This window comes from Pseudomonas sp. 1L-C-7-B-C1, from assembly GCF_057291635.1.
This window is the reverse complement of sequence record NZ_JBXAWH010000001.1, coordinates 609924-636129: the sequence shown is the minus strand read 5'-3', so window position 1 is coordinate 636129 and position 26206 is coordinate 609924. Positions and strand designations below refer to the sequence as shown.

Sequence of the window (26206 nt, the reverse complement as noted above, 5' to 3'; positions counted from 1 at the left end):
GGTCTCGGCAACAACGGAGGGCGCACAACAAAAAACGGCGCCTTGAGAGCGCCGTTCATTCGTGGAAGGGCGAGGCTTAAAGCGGCAGGCCCGCCTTCACCCGGTACTGATTGCGTACCGGCATGGCGTATTGCTGAATCAGAAACGGACGGTGCTCGGCGGGGCAGCCATTGAGTCGGCGCTGCCATTCATCCTCCGCACGTTCCAGCTCGTCCGTCGGGAACACCTCGGCGGCCTTCGGCACCTTGAGTTCGGGCTCGGCGTCGGCCCACTGCGCATACGCCAGGTAATGCACCGGGAACAGTCGATAGCCGCCGAGGATCTGTCGGTCCATTTCGATAGCCAGTAATTTGGTGTCCTCGAACAGCTCGGTGATCGGCGGGGCAAAGTTCACGTGCACGCGGCCTTTATAGCCGGTGATCCCCAACGCAATGCTGACATCGTCCTCGCCCGGCACTTTGGTGTAACTGCCGGTGGTGGCGCGGATGTACAGCTCCCGCGCCTTGGCGTGATCGCACGGGTCGTATTCATAGCTGATCGAGACTGGCGTCAGGTTCAACGATTGGATGACTTCGCCAAACGGCTCGTCCTTGCGGCTCATGTGGAACATTTTGAGGATGGCCGATTCAGTGCGGTCGTCGCCGTCCTTGGCGCGGCCTTCGGCCTGGGCGATCCAGATCGACTGGCAGTCATTGCGGATGGAGTGGTTGATGTACGCCGACAGCAACTGGTAGGCCGCCATCTTCTCGCGACGCCCGATGATCGAGCGGTGCACGATGAAGCTTTTGTTCAGGCGCATCAGGTCGCTGACAAAAGGCTTCTGCAGCAGGTTGTCGCCAATGGCAATGCGTGGTGTCGGCAGACCCGCGTGATAGACCGCGTAATTGACGAAGGCCGGGTCCATCACGATGTCGCGGTGATTGGCCAGAAACAGGTACGCCACCCCGGACTTGAACTGCTCGACGCCGGTGTAGGTCACACCGTCAGTGGCGCGTTCGATGGTGTGATCGACGTAATGTTCGACCTTGTCCTGCAGGGCCGCGACAGTGTCGATACCGGCGAACTGGCGACGCAGCTTGCGCGCGATGGCCGGCTGCAGAATCCAGCCGAGGGAGCCGGCCAGACGCGGAAATCGGAAATGCGTGAGGATCGCGAGGAACGCCTTGTCACCCAGCAGCCGATCAAGCACGGCTTTTACTTCGGTGTCGTCGTATGGTCGGATGGCATCGAATTCGCCCATCATGCTCTCTTGTCGGAAACGGCTAAGGTAAAGGAGGTCGAGTCCGGTGCAGCAGCGAGTCACGACACCGCAGGCGTGGTGCCTGGGCGGCGGCCGCTCAATAAAGCGGCTTCGCTGAAGATGTCGACTCAGGCTGATGCCCGGATGCTGAGGAATAAAGCTCGACCGGCAAACAAGTCGGCGATTATACGCAAAACTGTGCCCGGAGACTGCGATGCAGGAAATACAGGATTACGACTGCCCTTATTGCGGCGAAGCGGTGGAGGCGGTGCTGGATATCTCCGGCGGCGATCAGACCTACATTGAGGACTGCCCCGTCTGCTGCCGGCCGATCATCTTCAGCCTGCAGACCGATGGGGAAGAGTGGACGCTGGACGTCCGCAGCGAGAATGAGTGATGCGCAAGATTTACGAGCCCGAACACCTGATGGAAGGCGAGCTGCTGCAGTCCATGCTGGCCAGCGAAGGCATCGAGTCCCACATCACCGGGCGTCATTTACTGGGCGCCGTCGGCGACTTGCCGGCGTTCGGATTGCTGGGCCTGACGGTCGAGGATGACCAGGCCGAGCGGGCGCGTCTGTTGATCACCGAGTACAATGCCGCCTTTCCGCTGCCTGGTGACGAGCCAGACAGCTACCCCGATGTGTTGCTGTGCTGAATCCGGTTCGCGCGCGCCTCATTCGCTTTCAAAAAGAGTTGTGCTGAACCCATGTGTGGACGCTATGCCCTGTTTCGTTGGTCGCCTGCCTTTGCGGCCCTGCCCGGATTCCCGAGCGACCAGCAAGCGCAGTGGAATATTTCTCCTGCCGCTTCTGTGTTGATGGTTCGGGCTGCACCGGGCGAGGTCGAGCAGGGTGGTGAGCGCGGACGCGAAGTGGCGCGGGCGCGTTGGGGGCTGACGCCGCCCTGGCTGACCGACATGTCCCGAACGCCGGCCCATGCCCGCGCCGAGACCGTGGCCGAGCAGCCGATGTTCAAGCAGGCCTTTCGCGAACGACGCTGCCTGCTGCCGGCCAACGGTTTTTACGAATGGCGTGGCAGCGTCCGCAAGCGGCCGTTCTGGCTGACGCCGGCCGAAGGATCGACGCTGTATTTCGCGGCGATCTGGGAAGCCTATCCCGTCGAAGGCCACACTTACCTGAGCGTTGCCGTGGTCACGCAGTCGGCCATGAACCAGCGTCGACCGTTGATTCTCGACGAAGAAGGGCAGCGCGCCTGGCTTGATCCGGATTGCCCGCTGATCACCTTGCAATCACTGCTCGCCGCCCCGCAAACGCAACTGCGCGAGCGGCCGCTGGCCAATCTGGTGAATGATCCGAAGCTCAACGCACCGGAATGCCTGACACCGTTGTAATCCGCTCTGGCTCGGTTCAAATCGTCATTCCGTTATTTCGCTGCCGTTACACAGGCGCGATTTGCTTGCGCCTTTTTACATGGCAGACGGCTGGCATCTGGTGCTCAGCCCGCGTATTGCCTAGGATGGCGCGATTGTTTCAATGGAGATACGAGATGCGCAGGATTTTTGCTCTTTGTGGCGTGACGGCAGCGTTGCTGGTTGCCGGGTGTCAGGCGGTCAATACCACCACCGGCGATTCGGTGGGTGTCGAGCGAAAGCAATACATGTTCAGCATGCTGTCGACTGATGAAGTCAACCAGATGTACGCCCAGTCTTATCAACAGACGGTCAGTGAAGCGTCATCCAAAGGCGTGCTCGACAACAGCAGCGCCGAGGGCAAGCGCGTTCAGGCCATCGCCAAGCGACTGATCGCCCAAGCGCCGAAATTGCGGCCCGACGCGGCCCAGTGGCAGTGGGACGTCAACCTGATCAAGAGCGACGAACTGAACGCCAACTGCGGTCCTGGCGGCAAGATAATCGTGTACAGCGGCCTGATCGATACGCTGAAACTCAGCGATGACGAACTGGCAGCGGTCATGGGCCACGAAATCGCTCACGCGCTGCGCGAACACGGTCGTGAAGCGATGTCCAAGGCCTACGGTGTGCAGATGGCCAAGCAGGGTGCCGGTGCCTTGTTGGGATTGGGGCAGGACAGTCTGGCGTTGGCCGACACCGTGGTCGATTACAGCCTGACGCTGCCGAACAGCCGCGCCAATGAAAACGAAGCGGATTTGCTGGGCCTCGAACTGGCGGCTCGCGCGGGTTACAACCCGAATGCCGCGATCACGCTGTGGCAGAAGATGGAAGCCCAAGGCGGCGCGTCGCAGCCAGAATTCATGAGTACCCACCCGGCCTCGTCGAACCGGATCGCCTCGTTGCAGGCAGCGATCCCGAAAGTGATGCCGTTGTATCAGCAGGCACCGAAGGGCTGATCAGCGCCTGATCTCGATAGCTGTGAGCTTGCGCGGCGTTTTTCGGAACGGGTTGGTGCATGAAACGCTGTAGGAGTGAGCTTGCTCGCGATCATCGAATAGTCGCTGCGTATCTGCGAAGCGATTGAAGAGCATCGCGAGCAAGCTCACTCCTACAGGTGATCGTTAGCGCCTACACCCAGCCGCTGAGCTGCATCGCCTTGTACACCGCAACGATCGCCAGAACGAAAAACGCCCCCGCTGCCAGACGACGGATCAGCGTCAGCGGCAGTTTCTCCGCAGCGAAATTCCCCGCCAGCACCACCGGCACATTGGCCAGCAACATACCCAGCGTTGTGCCGATAATCACCAGCCACAAGTTGGAATACTGCGCCGCCAGCATGACCGTGGCGATCTGCGTCTTGTCGCCGATTTCCGCGATGAAAAATGCGATCAGCGTGGTCAGGAAGGGGCCGAACTTGCGCCCGGTATTGGCTTCGTCGTCGTCCAGCTTGTCCGGAACCAGCGTCCACAGCGCCGTGGCGGTAAAGCTCGCTGCAAGAATCCAGTGCAGGACGGAATCCGAGAGGTAGCTGCTGAACCATGCGCCGACGGCCCCGGCTGCGGCATGGTTGGCCAGCGTGGCTGCGACAATCCCGGCGATGATGGGCCAGGGCTTGCGGAAGCGAGCGGCGAGAACGAGTGCGAGGAGTTGGGTCTTGTCACCGATTTCGGCCAGTGCGACGACGGCGGTGGGGACCAACAGGGATTCCAGCATCAGGGTTTTCCTAAGGGGCGGGTCAACACGGCTATGACACGTACAACCTCCCCGCCCCGGGTCAGGATGTTCGTGTCATAGGTCTTGTCAAACCACCGATCCGTCTGAGCGGATCTGGGGTCGCACGCACCATGGTCTGAGGACCAAGTATGTTGATGCGTGCCGGACGAGCATGCGCTCGTGGGAGACTACTCCCCTAGGACGGAGCGGATTCTGCCTACACGTCTCGTGTTCGGCAAGTGCTAATTATCACGCACGTTTCGCGCGGTAAATCCGGAAACCCTGGCCCTCGGCCATGATTGCGCACGGCCCGAGATGCGACTCGATGATCGGCTGATAGCGCAGAAAGCTGTTGGCTACCAACCGTAGTTCGCCCCCCTTTCTCAGGTGTTCACGCGCTTTTTTCAACAAGTTTTCGGTTGCGGCGTAGTCGGTGTGCACACCGGTATGGAACGGCGGATTGGTCAGAATCACGTCCAGGTCGTTCGGCGCGGCGTCAATTCCGTTGCCGGTCATGACGTCGGCTTCAAGGCCATTGGCCGCCAGGGTCAGCCGGCTGCTGGCGGTGGCAAACGCATCGACATCCAGCATCGTCACATGTGTTTCGGGGTAACGACGTTTCACCGCTGCACCGAGAACCCCCGCGCCGCAGCCAAAATCCAGCAAATGCCCGGCGGGAAGTCGGTCAATGTTTTCCAGCAACAGCGCCGAACCGCGGTCCAGACGGCCGTGGCTGAACACGCCGGGCAGACTCACCACCTTCAACGTGCCGCCTTCGACTTCGATGTCGAAACGTTTGGCCAGGCTATCGAGTTCAACGGCTGGCGGAGGCGTTTCGACGGTGACTTGCCAGAGCTGGCAATGCCGGGCGCTGTCGAGCTTGCGCGTACGCCCGAACGGGCTTAGCTGGCGGGCGGCGGCTTCAATGCCGCCGCGTTTTTCACCGACCAGAAACAGCTCACGTCCGGCCAGACGCGAAGCGAGCGCGTTGATGAGGTAATCGGCGAGGTCGCGGGCCTTGGGCAAAAACAGGACCGCGGCGTCAAAGGGTTCGGCCGGTGCTTCGGTGCCGAAGTGCACGCGCTCGGGAAAACGCGTTCCAAGGGTATCGAAGTCGCCAGCGTGCCAGCTCCAGCCACGTGCATTGGGCAGCGTGCTCAGCAGGTCGTCGGCGGGGAGGCCGGTCAGCAACAAGGAGCCCTGAAACAAATCGGCCTGCCGGAGTAACACTTCACTGCGCGGGTCCATCATCGGCTCCTCGAAAAAAAGGGCGAAGTTTAACAGGCCTGCCACGCCGCGCACGTGCCCTGTGCGGCGGATCGGCTGGCCTGCGAAGTGCTGCGTGTCAGCTCACGACCCGGACCGGCTTGCCTTCATAAAACGCCAAAGCGTTTTCGTTGATCTGGCCGACGATGCGCTGCCGCGCTTCCTGGCTGCCCCACGCGCTGTGGGGCGTGATGATCAAGCGCGGAATATCGCCCGACAGCAGCGGATTGCCGTTGACCGGCGGCTCGACGGTGAGTACGTCCGTGGCAGCGCCGCCGAGATGGCCGTTGCGCAGCGCATCAGCCAGTGCCTGCTCGTTGATCAAGCCGCCGCGCGCGGTATTGACGATGAAGGCTTTCGGTTTCAACAGGCTCAACTCGTGGGCGCCAATCATGTCCCGAGTGTGCTCGTTGAGCGGGCAGTGCAGCGTGAGGGCATCGACCTGGGGCAGCAGCTCGTTCAGCGGCACGCGGTCGGGTCGTGCCGGGCGGCCGGGGATCTGACCCGATAGAACGCGCATCCCGAAAGCTTCGGCCAGCTTCGCGACGGCGCCCCCCAGTTCGCCATGGCCCAGTAGCCCCAGTGTCTTGCCTTCCAGCTCGACGATGGGGAAGTCCAGCAAGCAGAACTGCTTCGATTTTTGCCACTGGCCCAGATGAATGGCCTGTTGATAATCCGGCAAGCGGGTGGCCATCGCCAGCAGCAACATCAGCGTGTGCTGGGCGACGGAAGGGGTGCCGTAGCCCTGACAGTTGCTGACAACCACGCCATGCGTGCGCGCTGCATCGAGGTCGACGTTGTTGACGCCGGTGGCGGTCACCAACACCAGTTTAAGATTCGGGCAGGCGGCGAACGTGGCGGCATCGATCATGATCTTGTTGGAAATGGCCACATCGGCGTCCTTCAAGCGCTCGGCCACCTGATCGGTTGTGGTGCTGCCATGAAGCACCAGTTCGCTGAAGGTTTCACGCCACGGCGCGAGGTCGAGATCCCCCAGATCCAGAGAGGAGTGATCCAGGAAAACTGCTCGGCGTTGACTGGGCATCAGCTGTACCTTTTGCTCGGTGGGTGGGAAGCGTAATGTGACGAGCCTACCAGAGCCTGCCGCTCGCCATAACGCCTGGAGAACTCCGATGTACTGGACGGAATTTTTAACCGTTGCCCTGATTCACCTGCTGGCCGTCGCCAGCCCCGGTCCGGATTTCGCGGTCGTCGTGCGCGAAAGCGTGACCCACGGGCGCAAGGCCGGCACCTACACGGCCATGGGCGTGGGCACCGCGATCTTCCTGCACGTCGGCTATTCGCTGCTGGGGATTGGCTTGATCGTTTCGCAGTCCATCGTGCTATTCAACGCCTTGAAATGGGCGGCGGCGGCTTACCTGATTTACATCGGTATCAAAGCGCTGCGGGCCAAACCTGCGAGCGCATCGGATGCGCCCGTGGACATCGCCAAAGGCGAGCGCACCGCGCGCGGCGCCTTCACGGCCGGGTTCGTCACCAACGGGCTGAACCCGAAAGCGACGCTGTTTTTCCTGTCGCTGTTCACCGTCGTGATCAACCCGCACACGCCAATGCTGGTTCAGGCAGGTTATGGCGTTTACCTGGCATTCGCGACTGGCGCATGGTTTTGCCTGGTGGCACGCCTGTTCAGCCAGCCTCGGGTCCGCGCGGGCTTCGCGCGGATGGGGCACTGGTTTGATCGGGCGATGGGTGGCGTGCTGGTTGCGCTGGGTTTGAAGCTGGCGCTGACGGAAATGCATTGAGGTTGATGTGATGGTCTGTTGCGACGTCGCGCCTCAAGGTGAATGCTGAGCAATGCGATTCGATCAAAAAAGACTTAGACAGTTGCTAGGTAACCTGTTTGGAAACATACCCGCCTAAATGGCGGGTTTTTTTCGTCCTTGTTTTTTATTCCGATGTGAAAAGGGTAGGGCTCGTAGTGCGGCGCCCTATATCACAAAAAATAAAAAAATCTCCATAACTATGTATTACCTGACATCAGAGGGATGAGCGTTACGTGGTTGCCGTACAGACAAAAAGGAGAACCTGTATGAGCAACACCGGAGAAAAAAATATTGTAGTCAATCGAGGGATACCTCCTGGGAATCCTTACGGCTCTGGCGGGGGACTTCGACCCTCCCGTGATGGATGGAGCATTGGATGGGGTGGTGGCAGAGGCGGTGAGGGTGGCAGAGCCGGGACGTTGTCTGGCTCCAAACGTCGCCGTCTGCGCATTCGCGATAAGCGCCGCCGTGCACAGGAAGCGCGTCAGCGTGCTGAAGCGGCCCGCGTCAAGGCAGCCGCTGAATTACAGGCTCAAAAAGAAGCTCATCAGCAATCCATTTCTGACGCTGAGACACGGGTTCGAGCCCAGGCTCACGCTGAGGCTGAGCAAGAAGCCAGAAGGGAGGCGCAAGCTCAAGCTGCTATGGCTGCGGCAAACGCTAGAGCCGAGCAAGAGCATCAAGCAGCGGCTCACCGTCAAGCCCTGGAATCTTTACCTCTCGCGCAAGCAACTCGAAAACGTGAGCTTGATCTTCAGCATGATCACAATGTAGCCGCACTGCCTGTCTCGCTCATGTCCGAACTCGGCGAAGACAGCTCGTTATACGACGCTCAGCGTCAACAGCCACTGAACGTAATACTTGAGCATAAAGCCCGGATCAACTACTTGATCGCCCAAAAAAAGGCGGCTTCTGAAAGTAATCGTCAGAGCTCGCATGCTTTTACTGGAGGTGATCCTCTTCAAATAACCAGCGAACACTACGGAGCAATCTTACAAAGTCGAAGCGTTAGTGCAGAACAGGCTTTTCAGACTCACCAAGCGTGGAGTCTTGCCTATGAGCAGGCGCTTGAAGCCGACTTGCACGCAAAAGCAGTTACTCAGTTGCTCGATAAATCTGCGGCGCTTTCAGAGCGCTATGCCGAGCAAGCCTGGAATGCGCGTAACTCCATAGTTAATGACGAAGCTTTGGTTTTCAAGCATGCCACTGAAGCGAGCCGGCTCTGGTCGGTGGTGGCAGGGCCGAATGCTCCAGCGCACAACTTTCCCAATGCGACCGAAACAGCCAGAGCTGTTGCGCAGAAGTTGTTCACCCGACAGGCAGCTAAGTTACTAGGGCGGTTGCTACCGCAACTTGCTTTACTTTATCCAACCGAGTTGGCTGATGGTGAAATCGCGTCCTCAATGATCGCTTCGCCTGCGTCGGAGATTGGCGTATCTGGCAACGTCGACCTCAATTTCATCGCAGGTCACAGTGGGACAATCGACGTCAGCCACCGGTTAAGGATTGAGGAGATTGAAGGTGAACTGAAAACGGTATGGGCTGAAGCTGATGGTTTGATAGTCGGCTCCAAAGTCCGTGTGCGAACGTTCGTTTATAACTCAAGCGCTAACTCGTATGAATTTAAACAGGATGGAGCGGACCAGCCCGCGCTGATATGGACACCTGCGGTTAGCCCGGAGAGCAGTTCCACTGTTTTGCCGGCGGATGATTCCAAGGGCCCTGAATATTCCGGGGCCGCTATTTTGCCCGTTTCGGAGCAGCTTGGACGGTTCCCGACTTACGACATAGAGGACTTTGAGGACTACATACTTGTCTTTCCGGCGGACTCGGGCCTTCCGCCTGTGTATGTCATGTTCAACAGCCCCAGGTATTTGCCTGGTGTTGTGAGCGGTTTCGGTGGCGACATCGATCCCCATTGGGAGACTAACGCCTCGTCCGGATTTGGATCGCCAATACCTGCAGTGGTGGCTGATGCCCTCAGAGGCAAAGAGTATGCTCAGTTTCGAAATTTCAAGCGTGCTATCTGGCGCGAGATGTCAAAGCATCCAGAGATCACCCAAGGCATGAGCGAAAGAAATATAAACCTAATCAAACAGGGTAAAGCTCCAGTTGCCCCCAATGCGGAGCAAAAAAATGGACGAAGGTGGTATGAAATCCATCACATTTCCTTAATTTCAAAAGGTGGAGATGTGTATGGGGTCGACAATTTAGGCATCAACACACCAGCGCATCACGATAGGATTCATCAAGAGATGCGTAAAAATGAGGAGCAGCCATGAAACATCACACGATCGCAGATATGACTGAAAACGAATTTCTGGAGTTGGTTAGAAAAGTATGCAGTGGTGATTACAAAACTGAGTATCAACATGGTCAAGCGATTGGAGAGTTTCAACGTTTGAGTGAACATCCCGACGGCTCCGATTTGATTTACTACCCCAAACCCGATGCTGATGATTCTCCGGAAGGCATCTTGGAGGAAGTGAAGCAGTGGCGGGCTGCTAATGGTAAAGCTGGGTTCAGACCTTCGTCTGATTGACTGGCGATCTACAGTCAAACTCGAAATACATCACGTTGTTCCAATCTCGCAGGGTGGAGATGTGTACGGCGTCGACAATTTAAGACTCACTACCCCAGCTCATCACGACAAAATCCACACAGACCTACGTAATGAGGGACGTAACAATGAAAGCTGAAACGATTCTAGACGTCACCGAAGCAGAATTTCTTGAGCTGGTCAGAAAAATCTGCGTTGTGGACTACAAAACTGAGTATCAGCACAACCAAGCGGTAATGACTTTTGAGCGCCTCGGCGAACACCCCGATGGCTCCGATTTGATCTACTACCCCAAACCCGATGCTGATGATTCTCCGGAAGGAATAGTAAAAGAAGTCAAGGCCTGGCGAGCAGCTAATGGTAAAGCTGGTTTCAAGTCGGCGTCTGATTGACTACCAATTGGGCATCTCCATATTTATTTAAAAGGAATTTATCAATGGCTCATTACACAGTGTTACTTCAGCAGCTTCCAGGCTCAATCCAGAGCGAAGTTATCGCTCATTTAGGCTCAACAACTGGAATGTCTGATCTTCAGATTGTTGAGCGGTATCGGGACGCTGCATCGCAACTGAGAGCAGCCAAGCTTGCGTCTATTCCCCCTTATGCCCCTGGGGAACGTGACGATGCAGGGCATCTCACCTTGGATCAGTTCAATAGCATGGTAGGGGCGGATCTTTCGTTTATGTCCGTCCCCCTTGTGGAGGTGCATCGCCAAATCATTGCTAGTGAGGTTGTTTGGTATTTGAGCAACTTCATCAATCAGCTTTCATCCACACATGCGCAAATGATTGAGGCAGCCCGCCAAGAGGCTCAGCGACGGGCTGAGGAGGCCGCGCGCCAACTTGCTCAGCAACAGGCAGAGGAAGCAGCTCGCCAGCTGGCGCGACGACGAGCGGAGGAGGCAGCTCGCCTCCACGCTCAACAGCTCGCGGAGCAACAAGCCCGCGAGCTTCAGCAGCGTCGGGCGAAGGAGGCTGCTGAAGTGGCCGCCCGCCAGCTTGCCGAGCAACAGGCCGAAGCTGCGGCTCAAGCACTGATTAATCAGCGAGCCCAAGAATCAGCGTTGCGGGAAGCCCGACTGGCAACAGAGTTAGTAGCGGCTACCAGGGAGCCCATTCCACAAACACGCTCGGACGGAAGCGGTGAACCAGAAGATGACCTTGCTGACAGCCAAGCGCTTCGCCATTTGCTTTTTGTTCCAGGTCCACTGGCGATGGCGGAAGTCGAACGCGCCACTGTCGTGCTTAAGCAACGGATTGATGCTGCGGTGGCTGAATATGCATCCTCAATCGGGCCTTACCTGACCACGCCGAGCATGTCGGGCAGTCTTGCCCCTTGAGGACTTAATGGCCGGCTAGCTGCCCCCAAAAAGACTAAACGCAGACAATCCGTCTGCGTTTGGTCTTATTTTTGTATCCTTTGGCTGGTATCCCACACGTGTAGGCTCGGTGACGTGGGATGACACAATTCATCCCTTCGGCTGATCCGATCGACGCGCCAAGCCCCTACAGTGCATATTTTCAAGCCCCCGCACCTGCACCGTGAAAAGGGATTCCTATGCTGCACACCCGCGTGATTCCGCCCGCTGAAGGGGCGTACCCGTACCCTCTGTTGATCAAACGACTGCTGCTGTCAGGCGTGCGCTACGAAAAAAACCGTGAAATCGTTTACCGGGACCATTCGCGCTACTCATATCAAATGCTCAACGAGCGCATCTGCCGGCTGGCCGGTGCGTTGACCGCGGCGGGGGTGAAAGCGGGGGACACCGTGGCGGTGATGGATTGGGACAGTCACCGTTACCTGGAATGCATGTTCGCCATTCCGATGATTGGCGCAGTGATCCACACCATCAACGTGCGGCTGTCGCCCGAGCAGATTCTGTTCACCATGAACCACGCCGAAGACAAGGTCGTGCTCGTCAACAGCGAATTCGTGCCCCTCTACAACGCTATCGCCGGGCAACTGACGACCGTGGAAAAAACACTGTTACTGACCGACACCGATGGCGCTAACGCCGACCTGCCCAACCTCGTCGGCGAGTACGAAGCATTGTTGGCCGCCGCGAGTCCGCACTATCAGTTCGAGGATTTCGACGAGAACTCGGTGGCGACCACGTTCTACACCACCGGCACCACGGGCAACCCCAAGGGGGTGTATTTCACCCATCGCCAGCTCGTGCTGCACACCATGGCCGTCGCGACGATCATGGGCAGCGTCGAAGGCATGCTCGGTGGTGACAAGGTCTACATGCCGATTACGCCGATGTTCCACGTTCATGCGTGGGGCGTGCCGTACGCCGCGACTATGCTGGGCGCGAAACAGGTGTATCCCGGTCGTTACGACCCCGAGTTGCTGGTAGAGCTCTGGCAAAAAGAGAAGGTCACGTTTTCCCACTGTGTGCCCACCATCATGCAAATGGTCCTCAACGCCAAAGCCGCCCAGAACATGGACTTCACCGGCTGGCACATCATCATCGGCGGCAGCTCACTCAATCGTTCGCTGTACGAGGCAGCCAAGGCCAAGGGCATTCAGCTGTCTGCGGCCTACGGCATGTCCGAGACCGGGCCGTTGGTGTCGGTTGCGCACCTGAACGACGACCTGATGGCAGCCAGTGAAGACGAACGCACCGCGTACCGAATCAAGGCGGGCGCGCCGGGCGTGCTGGTCGAGGCGGCGATTGTCGATGGCGAAGGCAACTTTCTCCCGTCAGATGGTGAGACCCAGGGCGAGCTGGTATTGCGCGCACCTTGGCTGAGCGAAGGCTATTACCGCGAGCCGGAGAAGGGCGCCGAACTGTGGGCCGGCGGCTGGCTGCACACCGGCGACGTGGCGACGCTGGACAGCATGGGCGGGATCGACATCCGTGACCGGATCAAAGACGTCATCAAGACCGGCGGCGAGTGGGTGTCGTCGCTGCAACTGGAGGACCTCTGCAGCCGCCATCCCGGTGTGCGCGAAGTGGCCGTTGTTGGCATCGCCGATCCGCAGTGGGGCGAGCGCCCGTTTGCGTTATTGGTCGCCCGCGAGGGCCACGTCCTGGATGCGAAGATCCTGAAGGAACATCTCAAGCCGTTTGTGGAACAGGGGCACATTAACAAGTGGGCGATTCCGAGCCAGATCGCCCTTGTTACCGAAATTCCCAAGACCAGTGTCGGCAAGCTCGACAAGAAGCAGATCCGCCAGAACATCCTCGAATGGCAGGGCAGCAACAGCGCTTTCCTCTCTACGCTCTGACGCTTTCCTTCGCGGCCATTTTGTCGGTTGATTACGGTCAAAATGTGCCGCGAAGGCTCTACTCCGCCGTCTTCCTTGCCAATTCCTCTTTTTCAGCCATGCTCCCCCTGCGTTGTGATTGGCCACTCTGGAGTCGGCGTGCCAGAGGTGTCGGCGCTATAAATCACACTTTAGAGGGATCAAGCAGCAGCACCTGCTGGCTATAGTCGGCAGTAGGTCGTTACCGGAGAAAAGCGCCCTGATCGTTTCGCAGTTGTTTGGCTGCCCGATCGGCGCTGACACGCAGGCGCTGCGGCCCGTCCGCCTGAGTCGTTTCTGGAAGCACCCACTGCCATAAAAATAAAAGCACATGGAGTAGCGTCGATGACATCAGCTAACCAGTTCTGGCGCCGGGCTAAATTGCCTCTGGCCGTCAGCCTCGCTTCCACGCTCGCCGGTCCTGCATTCGGCGTCAGTTTCAATATCGGAGAAATCGAAGGCAACTTCGACTCGTCGCTCTCGGTGGGGGCGAGCTGGTCCACCGAGAATGCCAACAAGAACCTGATCGGCTCCAACAACGGCGGTCACGGTCTTTCGCAAACCTCCGACGACGGTCACTTGAACTTCAAAAGCGGCGAAACCTTTTCGAAGATCTTCAAGGGCATCCACGATCTTGAACTGAAGTACGGCGACACCGGCGTGTTCCTGCGGGGCAAATACTGGTACGACTTCGAGCTCAAGGACGAAGGCCGCGACTTCAAGGACATCAGCGATTCCGGCCGCAAGGAAGGCGCCAAATCCTCGGGTTTCGAGCTGCTCGACGCTTTCGTTTATCACAACTATTCCATTGCCGACGAGCCGGGTTCGGTGCGTCTGGGCAAGCAAGTCGTCAGTTGGGGTGAAAGTACCTTCATCCAGGGCGGCATCAACAGCATCAACCCGGTCGACGTGTCCGCGTTCCGTCGTCCTGGCTCGGAAATCAAGGAAGGCCTGATTCCGGTCAACATGTTCTACCTGTCGCAAAGCCTGACGGAAAACCTGTCGGCAGAAGGCTTTTACCAGCTGGAGTGGGACCAGACCGTCGTCGACAACTGCGGCACCTTCTTCTCGCAACCCGACGTCATCGCGGACGGCTGCAACAGCAACCTTGCCGTGCTGCGCACCCGTGACAGCCTCAATTCGGCTCTGCCAGCCGCGTTGCGTGGTCCCGTTCAAAGAACGCTGGCCGCCCGCGGCGTGAGTTTCGGCAACCCTGACGAGGGTGCCGTGGTTGCCCGCGGCCCTGATCGCGATGCCCGGGACAGTGGCCAGTATGGCCTGGCCATGCACTACAACTTCGAGCCGCTTGACACCGAGTTTGGCGCCTATTACATGAACTACCACAGCCGTCTGCCGATCTTCAGCGGCAAAGGCGGGCCGGCAAGCGCCTACAGCGCAGCGGGTCTGGTGGGCGGTCTGGCGGCCAATGGTGTTCCCCGGGGCGTTGCGGCGGCCCTCGCGCCAACCCTGTTGCCCGTCGTGGTCGCCGGCAATTCCAGCTATTACGTTGAGTACCCGGAAGACATCCACCTGTTCGGCCTGAGCTTCTCCACCACCTTGCCCACCGGCACTGCGTGGAGTGGTGAACTCAGCTATCGCCCCAACGCTCCGGTGCAGTTGAACACCACCGACATTCTGTATTCCGGCCTGTCGCCGCTGAACTCGAACGTGTCCCTGCTGCAGGGCGCGCCCGGTCAGGACCAGAAAGGCTACCGCCGCAAGGAAATCAGTCAGGCGCAAACGACGTTTACGCACTTCTTCGATCAAGTGATGGGCGCCGAACGGCTGACCGTGGTGGGTGAGGTGGGCTGGACCCACGTTGGCGGTCTGGAAAGCACATCCAAACTGCGTTACGGCCGCGACCCGAGCTACGGCCCAGGCCCGCTGCCGGGTGGTCAATGCCAGACCCTCAACGCCAGCACCCTGGGCACCGCCGCGCAGAACAACCTCAGCCGCTACTGCGAAAACGAAGGCTTCACCACCACCGATTCGTGGGGTTATCGCGCCCGCGCCATCTGGGATTACAACAACGTCTTCGCCGGTGTGAACCTGCGCCCGAGCGTGGCCTGGTCCCACGACGTCGATGGCTACTCGCCGGGCCCTGGCGGCAACTTCGAGGAAGGTCGCAAGGCGGTGAGTCTGGGCCTCGACGCCGAGTACCAGAACACCTATACCGCCAACCTTTCCTACACCAACTTCTTCGACGGCAAGTACACCACCGTGGACGACCGCGACTTCGTGGCGCTCAGCTTCGGCATGAACTTCTAAGGACAATAATGAAAATGAAAATCACGAAGGGTCTGTTGCAGGTGGGCGTGCTGGGTCTGTCGTTGTTGGCGACCAGCGTGATGGCGGCGGTGTCCGATGCCGAAGCTGCCAAGCTGGGCACCACGCTGACGCCGATGGGCGCGGAAAAAGCCGGCAACGCTGCCAACACCATCCCGGCCTGGAGCCCGATGCCGACCAATGCCGGCGCCGTCGACGACAAAGGTTTCCTGGCCAATCCGTACGCCAGCGAAAAAGCGCAGTTCACCATCACTGCGCAGAACGTGGATCAGTACAAGGACAAGCTTGCCCCGGGCCAATACGCGATGTTCAAGCGTTACCCGGACACCTACAAGATGCCGGTGTACCCGTCCCACCGTGGCGCTACCGTTCCCGCTGAGGTGTTCGCCGCGATCAAGAACAACGCCACCAAGACCAAACTGGTCGGCGGCGGCAACGGCCTGGAGAATTTCGAAACCGCTGTGCCGTTTCCGATTCCGAAGGACGGCCTCGAGGTGATCTGGAACCACATCACCCGTTATCGCGGCGGCAGCGTCTCGCGTCTGGTCACCCAGGCCACGCCGCAAACCAACGGCTCGTTCAACCCGGTGTATTTCCACGACGAGTTCGTCTTCCGCGACAAAATGAAAGATTTCGATCCGAAGAATCCGGGCAACATCCTGTTCTACTTCAAGCAGGAAGTGACGGCGCCGGCGCGTCTGGCAGGCTCGGTGTTGCTGGTGCACGAGACCCTCGATCAGGTCAAAGAGCCGCGTGCGGCGTGGGTTTATAACGCCGGGCAGCGTCGCGTACGCCGTGCGCCGCAAGTGTCCTATGACGGGCCGGGCACCGCCGCCGACGGCCTGCGCACCTCCGACAACCTCGATATGTTCAACGGTGCGCCAGACCGCTACGACTGGAAACTGATCGGCAAACAAGAGATGTACATCGCGTCCGACAGTTACAAGCTCGACGATCCGAAATTGAAATACGCCGACATCATCAAGGCAGGCCACATCAATCAGGACCTGGCGCGTTATGAACTGCGTCGCGTCTGGCACGTGACCGCCACCTTGAAAGAAGGCCAGCGCCACATCTACGCCAAACGTGACTTCTTCATCGACGAAGACACCTGGCAGGCCGCGGTCATCGATCACTACGACGGCCGTGGTCAACTGTGGCGCGTGGCGGAAGCCCACGCCGAAAACTACTACGACAAACAAGTTCCGTGGTACGCCCTCGAAGCCCTGTACGACTTGCAATCAGGTCGCTATCTGGCGCTGGGCATGAAGAACGAAGAGAAGAGGGCGTATGACTTCGGCTTCACTGCCACTGCCAGCGACTTCTCGCCCAACGCCCTGCGCCAGGATGGCGTGCGCTAACGGCTGATCGAATGAGCGGAGAGCGTGCAATGTTGATCACAGCTACAGCGCACTGAAGTCCTTCGCTGTTTCACCCTATGGCTGAACCCCATAGCGCAGAAAGGAAACACCCCGAGTGGTCGGGGTGTTTTTTTTTGCGTCTGGATTCTTGAATGCCAAGCCGCCCTGGTTTCCGCGTGGCAGCAAAGGGAGTGCTACAAACGAGAGATTTCAACGCGCATTGGCGGATGGGTCCTACACGAGCCAATCATCGAGCGTAGCGACGCCCGAGCCGACTACACTGCAGCAGGTGTAGGACCGTGTACCTCTCCAGACATATAAACCAACATTCCCCCTGTTGATGGGATACGTTTTCTTACAGTCTTTCGTCTAACAATGTTCAAAAGGCTTCCCATAGCCGCTAGTCTCCCGACATCTGAACGCCGAACAACAAGCACTCCAACAAGAGCCGGCCATGACTGATCTGTCGCGTTTGCAAGGATTCGCAAATCACGCAGTCACTGCGTTGGAAGGCCGTTTCTTCCGTCCGCCACTGCCTGAAGGTTACGTATCGAGGCCTCGGTTGTGCGAGCGGCTGAGTGCGGGTCTTTCCGGGCGCCTCTTGTTGATCAGTGCGCCGGCCGGTTTCGGCAAAAGCTCATTGGCGGTGGAGTTCTGCGAGAGCCTGCCCGATCAGTGGCAGAACCTCTGGTTGGGGCTGAGCCACCGGGACAGCGACCCGGGCCGGTTTCTCGAACGTTTACTTTGCGGTCTCCAGCAATTCTTTCCTCAACTCGGCGGCCAGGCGCTCGGCCTTCTGAAGATGCGTCAGCGTCACCAGCCCTTCGCCTTCGAAGAGTGGCTGGACGGTTTGCTGGACGAGCTGGCGATGCACCTGATGTTGAGCAAACCGCTGTTGCTGGTGCTCGACGACTATCACCTGGTGCAGGGCCCCGTGCTGGATCGCTGCCTGCAGTTTCTCCTCAATCATCTGCCTGCTGGCATGAACATCATGGTCACCAGCCGGCAGAGGCCGAACTGGCACCTCGCGCGGTTGCGGCTGTCCCGTCAATTGCTGGAGTTGTCCGAGCAGGATCTGCGTCTGACCGACGACGAGTCGCTAGCGGTGCTGGATTCGCAGCGCAACTTCTTGAGCGATGAAGCACTTCGGGCATTGTTGCAACGCAGTGAGGGTTGGGTGGCCGGCCTGCGGTTCTGGCTGCTGGCGGCCAACGAAGCGGGCAGTAACGCGCTGACCCAAGGGCTCAACGGCGGGGAAGGGCTGATCCGTGATTACCTCCTCGAAGAAGTCATTGATTGTCTGCCGGCCGACGTTCAGGCCTTTCTCTATGAAACCGCCTGCCTGGAGCGCTTCAGCGGTGCTCTGTGCAACGCCGCGCGTGACAGTCACGACAGCGACGACATGCTGGAGTACCTGCAAGCGCATCAGGTGTTTCTGGTTCCGCTGGACGAGCAGGGTCGCTGGTTTCGCTATCACCACTTGTTCTCTGACCTGCTGCGCGCGCGGGCCGGGGCCAGCGTGACGCCGCAACAACGGCGGGTGCATCTGAACGCTTGCCGCTGGTTCAGCGACCAGGGTCTGCTAGACGAAGCCATTGAACAGGCGTTGCGCGCCGGGCACCTGGATGTGGCGGCCAATCTGGTGCAAAACCTTTCCGAGGAACAACTCCTCGCCGAGCAAAACGTCGGCATGCTGCTGCGCTGGAAAATGGACTTGCCCGACAGCCTGCTGGTCAGCACGCCGCGTCTGATCGTGCTGTACGCCTGGGCTCTGGGTCTGGCGTGTCAACTGGATGCCGCCGAGGAGCTGGGCAATCACCTCAGCCGATTCCTGCCGGCCCCTTCCGCGACCGCGCAAAATTCGATGCTGGCGCAGTGGCTGGCGCTGAGCGGGATCATCGCCCGGGGCCGTGGCGACAGTGAAACGGCCCGGCGTTATTGCAGCGAGGCGTTGGTCAGTCTGCCGCCCAAACGCTACGGCCAGCGTTTGTTGTGCCTGTCGACGCTGGCGAATCTGGCCATCGCTGACGGTGATTTGTGGCGCGCCCGGGCGCTGAACCGTGATGCCCTTGAGTTGGCGCAGCGCGTCGCCAATCCGTTGTTCGAAGCGCTGGCGCATTACGACCGCGCTCGCACGCTGCAGGCCCGTGGTGAAACCCTTCGCTCGATGGAGGAGGTGCGCCAGGGCTTGAGACGTTTGAACGGCCTGTCTTCGCAAAAACTCTATGCGGTCCGCGCGCGGCTGACGTTGTACGAAGGTTATCTGCTGGTGCAGTTTCTTCAACCGGAGGCAGGGCGCGAGCGCTTGAATGCCGGGCTGGCCGAGGCGCGCGCCTGCCGCGACATCAGCGTGCTGATCGGCCACTGCGTGATTGCCGGGATGGAGGGGCGCGAAGGACGCTACGCCGAGGCCTTCGCCGAACTGGCCGAGGCCGAGCGGCTGATGCACATCTGGGACGTGCCGCCGGTGTATTACCTGGCAATGATCACCCTCGCCAAATGCGAACTGTGGCTGGCCCAGGGCCGTATCGATCTGGCCGACGCCTGGCTGCTGCGGCTTGGGCAGACCTATGGCGGCAACCAACCTGCGGCCGCCCCCGAATGCTCGCCGCAACTGCCTCAGCAGATCGAAACGCTGCGGGCGGTTCTCGACCACATTCAGGGCCGCACCGAAGAGGCGATGGCTCGGCTGCACGGTCTGGTGGAGTACGCCCAGCGGATCGGTGCAGGACTGCTCGGCCTTAATGCGCTGAGTCAGCACATCCTGTTGCTGCTCGACGCATCCCGTGTGCCCGAGGCCGATGAGCTTTTTCAACAGAGCCTCCAGCTCGCCACGGGCGGTGCGGTTTTACCCTTCCATCGCCTGATCCGTGGCCATCCCGACTGGCTGCGCGAGCAACTGCAAAAACGACCCTCATGCCGGCTGGTTGATTACCTGCTCCAGCAACTTCCTGAAGCTGCGCCCGGTCAGGGACTGCCTTGCCTGCGCGTCACCAGTGAGCCGCCCGCCTGTAACGGCGGCGACCACCTCAGTGCCCGCGAACTCAGCGTGCTGCAGCTGATCGCGCACGGTTGCTCCAATCAGGAGATCAGCGAGCGCTTGTTCATTTCCCTGCATACCGTCAAAACCCACGCCAGCCACATCAACGGCAAACTCGGTGTCGAACGGCGCACCCAAGCCGTGGCCCGGGCACAAGAACTGGGATTATTGGGCTGATGGTTCGGCACTAAAATGCCGAATTATCCTTTGAAACCGCTCCTTTAGGCATTTAATTGCCTTTTTAGTGTTTCAGCTCTAAGGTTTAGGCATTAAATTGCCGAGCAGCCTGTCATGCAGCTGACCCTCCAACTCTACCTCTCGGGACGATGGCACGACGCAATGGGCCTGCGATGAACGACGACATACGCCAGCGCGGCATTATTCTCGACGAGCTTCGGAATCAATTGTTGGACGGGACCGTGTCGATGGGTGCTGCCGTCAAGCGGCTGCGAACCGAGATCACAGGATTGCGCCAGGAACAGTTCGCAAGCATGTGCAAAATCTCGCTGCGCACGCTGCGCCAGATCGAGCAGGACGAGGGTAATCCAACGGTGCAGACCCTCAATGCCGTGTTCAGACCCTTCGGCATGCAGGTCGGCATTATTCCGTTGCGACGCAGGCCAGTGTCGGCCAGCCTTTAAGCGGCCATCGCGCCGATCAGCCCGACGCTAGGTTCAAGCCGCGGGCTGACCGGCCCACATGCTGGCGACGTCCAGCAGGCCCCAATCTTCAGCCAGCTCAAACTTCAGGATGCCGTCTCGCACAGTGGTGCAGGCGAGGTTGATGACGTGCGGCTCAAAGGGTATCCGGGTTCGGGTGGACAGGAAGACTTTCACTTTAGGGTGCAACAGAGATTTTTCATCCTGTTCGACAACCACCCCCAAGCGTTCACTCTTCAGTCGGACCAACGCGCCAACGGGATAGATGCCGACGGTTTTGACGAAGTGCTGAAACACCTTCACATCGAAGTGACCTTTCCAGGACGCCATTTCGCGAACGGAATGCGCGGCGTCCCAACCCTTCTTGTAGGGGCGGTCTGAAGTCACCGCGTCATATACGTCGCAAATGGCGCCCATTTTCGCCAGCAGGCTGATCTCGTCGCCTTTCAGCCCGTGGGGATAACCGCTGCCGTCGACTTTTTCGTGGTGATGCAGGCACACGTCCATTACCAGCCGGGTCACTCGCTCGCAGCCTTGGAGGATTTCCAGACCGGCCTGCGGATGATGCTTCATGACCTCATATTCTTCGTAGGTCAGGCGATCAGGTTTATTGAGAATGGCCGAGTCGATCATCATTTTGCCGACGTCATGCATCAGCCCGGCAACGCCAGCTTCACGCACCTGATCTTCATTCAGATCCATCTGCCGTGCGAGCGCGACCATCAATGCACACACGGCCACCGAATGCATATAGGTGTACTCATCGGTGGTCTTCAGGCGCGACAGGCTGATGAGTGCGTGGGGATGGCGCATCACGGACGTGGAGATTTCCTCGACCAACAGGTCGACGTCTTCGGTATTCATCGCCCGACCCATCCGGGCATCGCTGAACATGGTCATCACTGCCGCTTTCGCACGGCCACAGATCAGGCGTGCACGGGCCAGTTCCAGCTCGAGGCTGCAAGGCGCGGTTTCGGCAGCGTCAAAACACTCGGGGGAAGTCTCTTCGGCAGGCGAGCTGTCGATGGAGTTTTTGCCAAGGCGAGTGTCGATCCAGACTTCACGGGTCGACGCCTGAATGTGCCGCAGTATGGCGGCGTCACTGAGCTCGCGTTCTACGTTCGCGGCCCAGAACGGATCGTTGATCCGCGGGCGGCAGAATTCGTGGATGTACATGCCCAGCGTGAGGTCGGAAACGGGGATTTTTCTTAGCATAGAGTCAGCTCTTGCGCGTGGATACAGCGCTGCCTTGCCTGAAAGTGAGAGCGATTTTTATGGTTTGCTTCATCACTGCGCTTTCCTGTGGTTGCGCAAGGCCAGTATAGGAAAGCGTCCGAGAAATGAAACTGCCTTAAATTTTGTGGGTTTTACTGGCTGATGAATCAATATCGATAGCAATCAGTGGCTTGAGTAAGTTAGCTAAATGATTCGGGGCAATTTGAGTGGCATAAATACGATGAACAGTATGTTCACGCTGCACATAAATATTTGCTTTTGTTATTAAAGAAATACTGCCGTTGGCCGTGCGCAGGCGGTTCAGCCGTCGTTAAGGAATTTTTGACGGCCACCATGCTCTAATTGCCCAAATCGTCGGCCTTTATGTTTGGCCGTAGAAAAGCAAAACAGGAGCTCTCCTTGATGTTGACCTTTCGCCGTTTGATCATCGCTGCCACCGCACTGACCGTGCTTTCCGGCTGCGCAACGCAGAATCCATACGACAATCAGGGGCAGGCGCAGAACTCCGGCGGCATGAGCAAGACCGCCAAGTACGGCGGCCTGGGTGCTTTGGCCGGCGCCGTCGCCGGCGCTGCAATCGATCACAACAACCGAGGCAAAGGTGCGCTGATTGGCGCTGCCGTGGCGGGTGCTGCCTCAGCCGGTTACGGTTACTACGCTGACAAGCAGGAAGCCGCGTTGCGCGCGAGCATGGCCAACACCGGCGTTGAAGTTCAACGTCAGGGCGACAACATCAAACTGGTGATGCCAGGCAACATCACCTTTGCCACTGATTCGTCGGCCATCGCCAGCAGCTTCTACTCGCCGCTGAACAACCTGGCCGGTTCGCTAAAGCAATACAACCAGAACATGATTGAAATCGTCGGCTACACCGACAGCACCGGGAGCCGTCAGCACAACATGGACCTGTCGCAGCAGCGCGCCCAGAGCGTGGCGACCTACCTGACCTCCCAAGGGGTTGATGCCGCTCACCTGTCGGTGCGCGGTGCCGGCCCTGATTCACCCATCGCCAGCAACGCCGACGTCAACGGCCGCGCCCAGAATCGCCGTGTTGAGGTCAATCTCAAGCCGATTCCTGGCCAGCAGTACCAGCAACAGCAGTAACCGCATGACGTAAAATCAAAAACCCCGGCCAGTGTGCCGGGGTTTTTATTTGCCGAGCAGATTTCTCCCATCCTTTGTAGGAGTGAGCTTGCTCGCGATAGCGGAGTGTCTGGCAACTGATAAGCGCCTGACAGAGTGCCATCGCGAGCAAGCTCACTCCTACAGCAGCGTATCAATGCAGCCTTCAGGATCTGACGGGGTAGCGCTCATGCATCTGCGCGAGCAACGCGTCCTTGTCTTCCCACAGCCGGTTGATCCACTGCTGAAACTCGAGGCGGTAGGCATCGTCCTGGTCGTAGCTTTTGCCAATGAACTGCGGCGGGATCTGCACTTCTTCGAAATGCGCGACCACTTCGCGAACGTTCCCGCAGAGCAAGTCCCAATACCCTGGGCGTCCGGCCGGATAATGAATGGTCACGTTGACGATGGACTCCAACTGCTCGCCCATGGCGTCCAGCACGAAGGCAATGCCACCTGCCTTGGGCTTCAACAGGTAACGGAATGGCGAGTTCTGCTGCGCATGTTTGGCTTCGGTGAAGCGCGTGCCTTCAACGAAGTTGAAAATGCCCACCGGGGTGTTGCGAAACTTCGCACAAGTGCGTCGGGTGGTGGCGAGGTCCTTGCCTTTCTTTTCCGGGTGCTTGGCCAGATAAGCCTTGCTGTAGCGCTTCATGAACGGAAAGCCCAGCGCCCACCAGGCGAGGCCAATCACCGGCACCCAGATCAGCTCCTGCTTGAGGAAAAACTTCAGCGGGCGGATGCGCCGGTTCAGCACGTACTGCAGCACCATGATGTCGACCCAGCTCTGGTGATTGCTCGTCACCAGATAAGAATGCTGATAGTCCAGGCTTTCCAGCCCGCTCAAATGCCAGCGGGTGTGACCGAGCAGGTCCATCCAGGCGTTGTTGTTGCTGATCCACGCTTCGTGGATGTGGCTCATCAGCCAGTCGGTGACCTTCTGCGCGGCCGGGAAGGGCAGGCACAGTTTGAAGATGGCAACGACGAACAGAGGCGTGCAGCAGAGAATCGTGTTGAGCGCCAACAGCAACGAGGCGATGACGCCGCGCAAAGGGGCGGGCAGGAAATCCATCTGAATCGAACTCCGGGGTCAGTCAGCCGCCGGTGGGTCCCGGCGGGGTTATTGTGGGCAAGCGATATTGCAGCGCAATGTTAGTGCGGCAAGGTGGCCGCCTGAATCGCCGTCAGGGCAATGGTATAGACGATGTCGTCGACCTGAGCGCCGCGCGGCAGGTCATTGACCGGCTTGCGCAGGCCTTGCAGCATCGGGCCGAGGCTTACGCAGTCCGCACTGCGCTGCACCGCTTTGTAGGTCGTATTGCCGGTGTTGAGATCCGGAAACACGAACACGTTGGCGCGACCTGCCACCGGGCTGTCCGGTGCCAGTTGCCGGGCGACGTGCTCGTTGGCGGCGGCATCGTATTGCAACGGCCCGTCGATCAGCAGACCGCGCTGGGTTTCGCGCGCCAGTTGCGTGGCTTCGCGGACCTTTTCCACTTCCTCACCGCTGGCCGAGTTGCCGCTGGAATAGCTGATCATCGCCACCCGCGGCGACAGGCCGAACGCCACGGCCGAGTCCGCGCTCTGCACCGCGATCTCCGCCAGCTCGGTGGCCGTCGGGTGCGGGTTCATGATGCAGTCGCCATACACCAGCACCTGCTCCGGAAACAGCATGAAAAACACCGATGAAACGAGGGTGCAGCCTGGTGCCGTCTTGATTAGCTGCAACGCAGGCCGAATGGTGTTGGCGGTCGAATGGATCACCCCCGACACCAGCCCGTCCACTTCGTCGAGCGCCAGCATCATAGTGCCGATCACCACCGGGTCTTCCAGTTGCTGCTCGGCCATCGGCGCATTCAGGTTTTTACTGCGGCGCAGATCGACCATCGGCGCGACGTAGCGCTCGCGGATCTGGTCCGGATCGAGAATCTCCAGGCCCGGCGGCAGCTCGATGCCGTGGGCGCGGGCCACGGCATTCACGTCCTCGGGCTTGGCCAGCAGCACGCAACGGGCAATGCCGCGGGCCTGGCAAATCGCCGCCGCCTGGACGGTCAACGGCTCGGCGCCTTCGGGCAGCACAATGCGTTTGTTTGCCGCTTGGGCGCGCTGGATCAGTTGATAACGGAACACTGCTGGCGACAGGCGCATCTCACGGGGCGTGCCGCAGCGCTGATGCAGCCAGTTGGCGTCAAGGTGGCTGGCGACGAAATCGGTGATGATCTCCGCACGTTCGCGGTCATCGATAGGGATTTCCTTGTTCAACTGGTTGAGTTGCGTCGCGGTGTCGTACGAGCCGGTACTCACCGACAGCACGGGCAACCCGGCCTGCAGCGCGCCTCGGCACAGGTCCATGATGCGCGGATCGGGCAGGGTGTCGCTGGTCAGCAGCAGCCCGGCCAACGGCACGCCGTTGAGGGTCGCCAGGCTCACGGCCAGAATGATGTCATCGCGATCGCCCGGTGTAACGACCAGCACGCCCGGCTTGAGTAACTGCAGGGTGTTGAGCACCGTGCGGGCGCAGATGATGATCTTCGACATGCGCCGCTGTTCGTAGTCGCCAGCATTGATCACTTGCGCACCGAGCAGGTCCGCCACGTCGCGGGTGCGCGGGGCGTTCAGGTCGGCCTGAAACGGAATGCAGCCGAGCAGGCGGAAATCACCGCTGCGCAACAGCGGCGAGTGTTCCTTGAGCCGCGCCGAAAACACTTCCATGCTCTCGTCGGTGCGTACTTTGTTGAGGATCACGCCGAGCACTTTCGGGTCTTTCGGGCCGCCGAACATCTGCGCCTGCAGCTCGACGCGGCCGGAGAGCTCGGTTAGTACTTCGTTTTCCGGTGCGGATACGAGAATGACTTCCGCATCCAGGGCCTTGGCCATGTGCAGGTTGACCCGGGCGGCATAGCTGGCGCTGCGTGTCGGGACCATGCCTTCGACGATCAGCACGTCGCGGCCAATCGACGCCTCTTGATACAGGTTGATGATTTCTTCAAGCAACTCGTCGAGCTGGCCTTCGCCGAGCATACGTTCAACGTGAGCCAGCCCCAGCGGCTTGGGCGGCTTGAGGCCGTGGGTGCGCGCGATCAGTTCAGTTGAACGCTCCGGGCCCAGATCCCCGGGGTGCGGCTGAGCGATTGGCTTGAAAAAACCGACCTTGAGCCCGGCGCGCTCCAGGGTGCGCACCAGCCCCAGGCTGATGGACGTCAGGCCCACACCAAAATCTGTGGGCGCGATAAAGAAAGTCTGCATGCGGGCTTCTCGAAGATGAGCAGTGCAAGGGTCGTGGCGCTACGAATTCAGCCATCGGACCGGATAAATC

General features: G+C 59.4%; 23 protein-coding genes and 1 riboswitch. Of the genes, 16 read left to right on the top strand and 7 right to left on the bottom strand.

The window, feature by feature from the left end; all coding sequences use genetic code 11:
- Positions 1-76: 76 nt before the first annotated feature.
- A complete protein-coding gene (locus tag AC0Z8Z_RS02865; RefSeq protein ID WP_172609706.1) occupies positions 77-1240 on the bottom strand; it encodes a 1-acyl-sn-glycerol-3-phosphate acyltransferase in 1164 nt (387 codons plus the stop codon).
- A 214-nt stretch (positions 1241-1454) separates the two neighbouring features.
- Between AC0Z8Z_RS02865 and AC0Z8Z_RS02860 the strand changes: the two genes are divergently transcribed.
- The 4 genes from AC0Z8Z_RS02860 (at position 1455) to AC0Z8Z_RS02845 (ending at position 3567) form a co-directional block, all read left to right on the top strand.
- Positions 1455-1637, top strand: coding sequence for a CPXCG motif-containing cysteine-rich protein (locus AC0Z8Z_RS02860; RefSeq protein ID WP_485617775.1), 183 nt, complete (start codon positions 1455-1457; stop codon positions 1635-1637).
- Entirely contained in the window at positions 1637-1897 is a 261-nt protein-coding gene (locus tag AC0Z8Z_RS02855) for a putative signal transducing protein (protein WP_122536174.1), read from the top strand. Before AC0Z8Z_RS02860 ends, AC0Z8Z_RS02855 begins: the two co-directional genes overlap by 1 nt.
- Positions 1898-1948: 51 nt before the next feature.
- Positions 1949-2593, top strand: coding sequence for an SOS response-associated peptidase (locus AC0Z8Z_RS02850; protein WP_485617774.1), 645 nt, complete (start codon positions 1949-1951; stop codon positions 2591-2593).
- A 155-nt stretch (positions 2594-2748) separates the two neighbouring features.
- Positions 2749-3567, top strand: a complete 819-nt coding sequence (locus AC0Z8Z_RS02845) for a M48 family metallopeptidase (RefSeq protein WP_485617773.1) — start codon at positions 2749-2751, stop codon at positions 3565-3567.
- Between the two features lie 172 nt (positions 3568-3739).
- On the opposite strand, the gene AC0Z8Z_RS02840 is transcribed toward AC0Z8Z_RS02845, so the two are convergent.
- From AC0Z8Z_RS02840 to AC0Z8Z_RS02830, 3 genes are all read right to left on the bottom strand, one after another.
- Positions 3740-4324: a TMEM165/GDT1 family protein gene (locus AC0Z8Z_RS02840; RefSeq protein ID WP_485617772.1), complete on the bottom strand. Its 585-nt coding sequence runs from the start codon at positions 4322-4324 to the stop codon at positions 3740-3742.
- An 89-nt stretch (positions 4325-4413) separates the two neighbouring features.
- Positions 4414-4534, bottom strand: a riboswitch (yybP-ykoY riboswitch).
- A 39-nt stretch (positions 4535-4573) separates the two neighbouring features.
- Positions 4574-5572 (bottom strand): methyltransferase, encoded by a 999-nt coding sequence (locus tag AC0Z8Z_RS02835; RefSeq protein ID WP_485617771.1) that lies wholly within the window; start codon positions 5570-5572, stop codon positions 4574-4576.
- 97 nt (positions 5573-5669) lie between these two features.
- Positions 5670-6635 carry a 2-hydroxyacid dehydrogenase gene (locus AC0Z8Z_RS02830; protein WP_485617770.1) on the bottom strand — a complete coding sequence of 322 codons (966 nt, stop codon included), beginning with the start codon at positions 6633-6635 and terminating at the stop codon, positions 5670-5672.
- Between the two features lie 88 nt (positions 6636-6723).
- Here AC0Z8Z_RS02830 and AC0Z8Z_RS02825 point away from each other — a divergent pair, with 88 nt between their 5' ends.
- The 11 genes from AC0Z8Z_RS02825 (at position 6724) to AC0Z8Z_RS02775 (ending at position 20514) form a co-directional block, all read left to right on the top strand.
- Positions 6724-7353, top strand: a complete 630-nt coding sequence (locus AC0Z8Z_RS02825; protein WP_172609700.1) for a LysE family translocator — start codon at positions 6724-6726, stop codon at positions 7351-7353.
- 287 nt (positions 7354-7640) lie between these two features.
- Positions 7641-9656, top strand: coding sequence for an S-type pyocin domain-containing protein (locus AC0Z8Z_RS02820; RefSeq protein ID WP_485617769.1), 2016 nt, complete (start codon positions 7641-7643; stop codon positions 9654-9656).
- Positions 9653-9916, top strand: coding sequence for a bacteriocin immunity protein (locus AC0Z8Z_RS02815; protein ID WP_485617768.1), 264 nt, complete (start codon positions 9653-9655; stop codon positions 9914-9916). The genes AC0Z8Z_RS02820 and AC0Z8Z_RS02815 overlap by 4 nt, the downstream gene beginning before the upstream one ends.
- Positions 9882-10073 carry an HNH endonuclease signature motif containing protein gene (locus AC0Z8Z_RS02810; RefSeq protein WP_485617767.1) on the top strand — a complete coding sequence of 64 codons (192 nt, stop codon included), beginning with the start codon at positions 9882-9884 and terminating at the stop codon, positions 10071-10073. Before AC0Z8Z_RS02815 ends, AC0Z8Z_RS02810 begins: the two co-directional genes overlap by 35 nt.
- Positions 10063-10326: a bacteriocin immunity protein gene (locus AC0Z8Z_RS02805; RefSeq protein ID WP_485617766.1), complete on the top strand. Its 264-nt coding sequence runs from the start codon at positions 10063-10065 to the stop codon at positions 10324-10326. Before AC0Z8Z_RS02810 ends, AC0Z8Z_RS02805 begins: the two co-directional genes overlap by 11 nt.
- 44 nt (positions 10327-10370) lie before the next feature.
- Entirely contained in the window at positions 10371-11273 is a 903-nt protein-coding gene (locus tag AC0Z8Z_RS02800; RefSeq protein ID WP_485617765.1) for a hypothetical protein, read from the top strand.
- Positions 11274-11491: 218 nt separating this feature from the next.
- Entirely contained in the window at positions 11492-13168 is a 1677-nt protein-coding gene (locus tag AC0Z8Z_RS02795; protein WP_485617764.1) for a fatty acid--CoA ligase, read from the top strand.
- 363 nt (positions 13169-13531) lie between these two features.
- The gene (locus tag AC0Z8Z_RS02790) at positions 13532-15454 is read left to right on the top strand and encodes a DUF1302 domain-containing protein (RefSeq protein ID WP_122622572.1); all 1923 of its coding nucleotides are present in this window, start codon (positions 13532-13534) and stop codon (positions 15452-15454) included.
- 14 nt (positions 15455-15468) lie between these two features.
- Positions 15469-16833, top strand: a complete 1365-nt coding sequence (locus AC0Z8Z_RS02785) for a DUF1329 domain-containing protein (protein WP_485617763.1) — start codon at positions 15469-15471, stop codon at positions 16831-16833.
- Positions 16834-17287: 454 nt separating this feature from the next.
- On the top strand, positions 17288-20050 hold the full coding sequence (locus tag AC0Z8Z_RS02780) for a winged helix-turn-helix domain-containing protein (protein ID WP_485617762.1): 2763 nt from the start codon (positions 17288-17290) through the stop codon (positions 20048-20050).
- Positions 20051-20223: 173 nt separating this feature from the next.
- Entirely contained in the window at positions 20224-20514 is a 291-nt protein-coding gene (locus AC0Z8Z_RS02775; protein WP_205486738.1) for a helix-turn-helix domain-containing protein, read from the top strand.
- Between the two features lie 33 nt (positions 20515-20547).
- Here the strand turns inward: AC0Z8Z_RS02775 and AC0Z8Z_RS02770 are convergent, their stop codons facing one another.
- Complete coding sequence (locus tag AC0Z8Z_RS02770) at positions 20548-21747, bottom strand: cyclic di-GMP phosphodiesterase (RefSeq protein WP_485617761.1); 1200 nt, start codon at positions 21745-21747, stop codon at positions 20548-20550.
- A 423-nt stretch (positions 21748-22170) separates the two neighbouring features.
- On the opposite strand from AC0Z8Z_RS02770, the gene AC0Z8Z_RS02765 reads away from it, so the two are divergent.
- Positions 22171-22872, top strand: a complete 702-nt coding sequence (locus AC0Z8Z_RS02765) for a YiaD family glycine zipper/OmpA-like lipoprotein (RefSeq protein WP_065991834.1) — start codon at positions 22171-22173, stop codon at positions 22870-22872.
- 184 nt (positions 22873-23056) lie between these two features.
- On the opposite strand, the gene AC0Z8Z_RS02760 is transcribed toward AC0Z8Z_RS02765, so the two are convergent.
- Together AC0Z8Z_RS02760 and pta are read right to left on the bottom strand one after the other, a co-directional pair.
- Positions 23057-23962 carry an acyltransferase gene (locus tag AC0Z8Z_RS02760; protein ID WP_485617760.1) on the bottom strand — a complete coding sequence of 302 codons (906 nt, stop codon included), beginning with the start codon at positions 23960-23962 and terminating at the stop codon, positions 23057-23059.
- A gap of 80 nt (positions 23963-24042) precedes the next feature.
- Positions 24043-26136, bottom strand: coding sequence for a phosphate acetyltransferase (gene pta, locus AC0Z8Z_RS02755; RefSeq protein ID WP_122536157.1), 2094 nt, complete (start codon positions 26134-26136; stop codon positions 24043-24045).
- Positions 26137-26206: the final 70 nt, after the last annotated feature.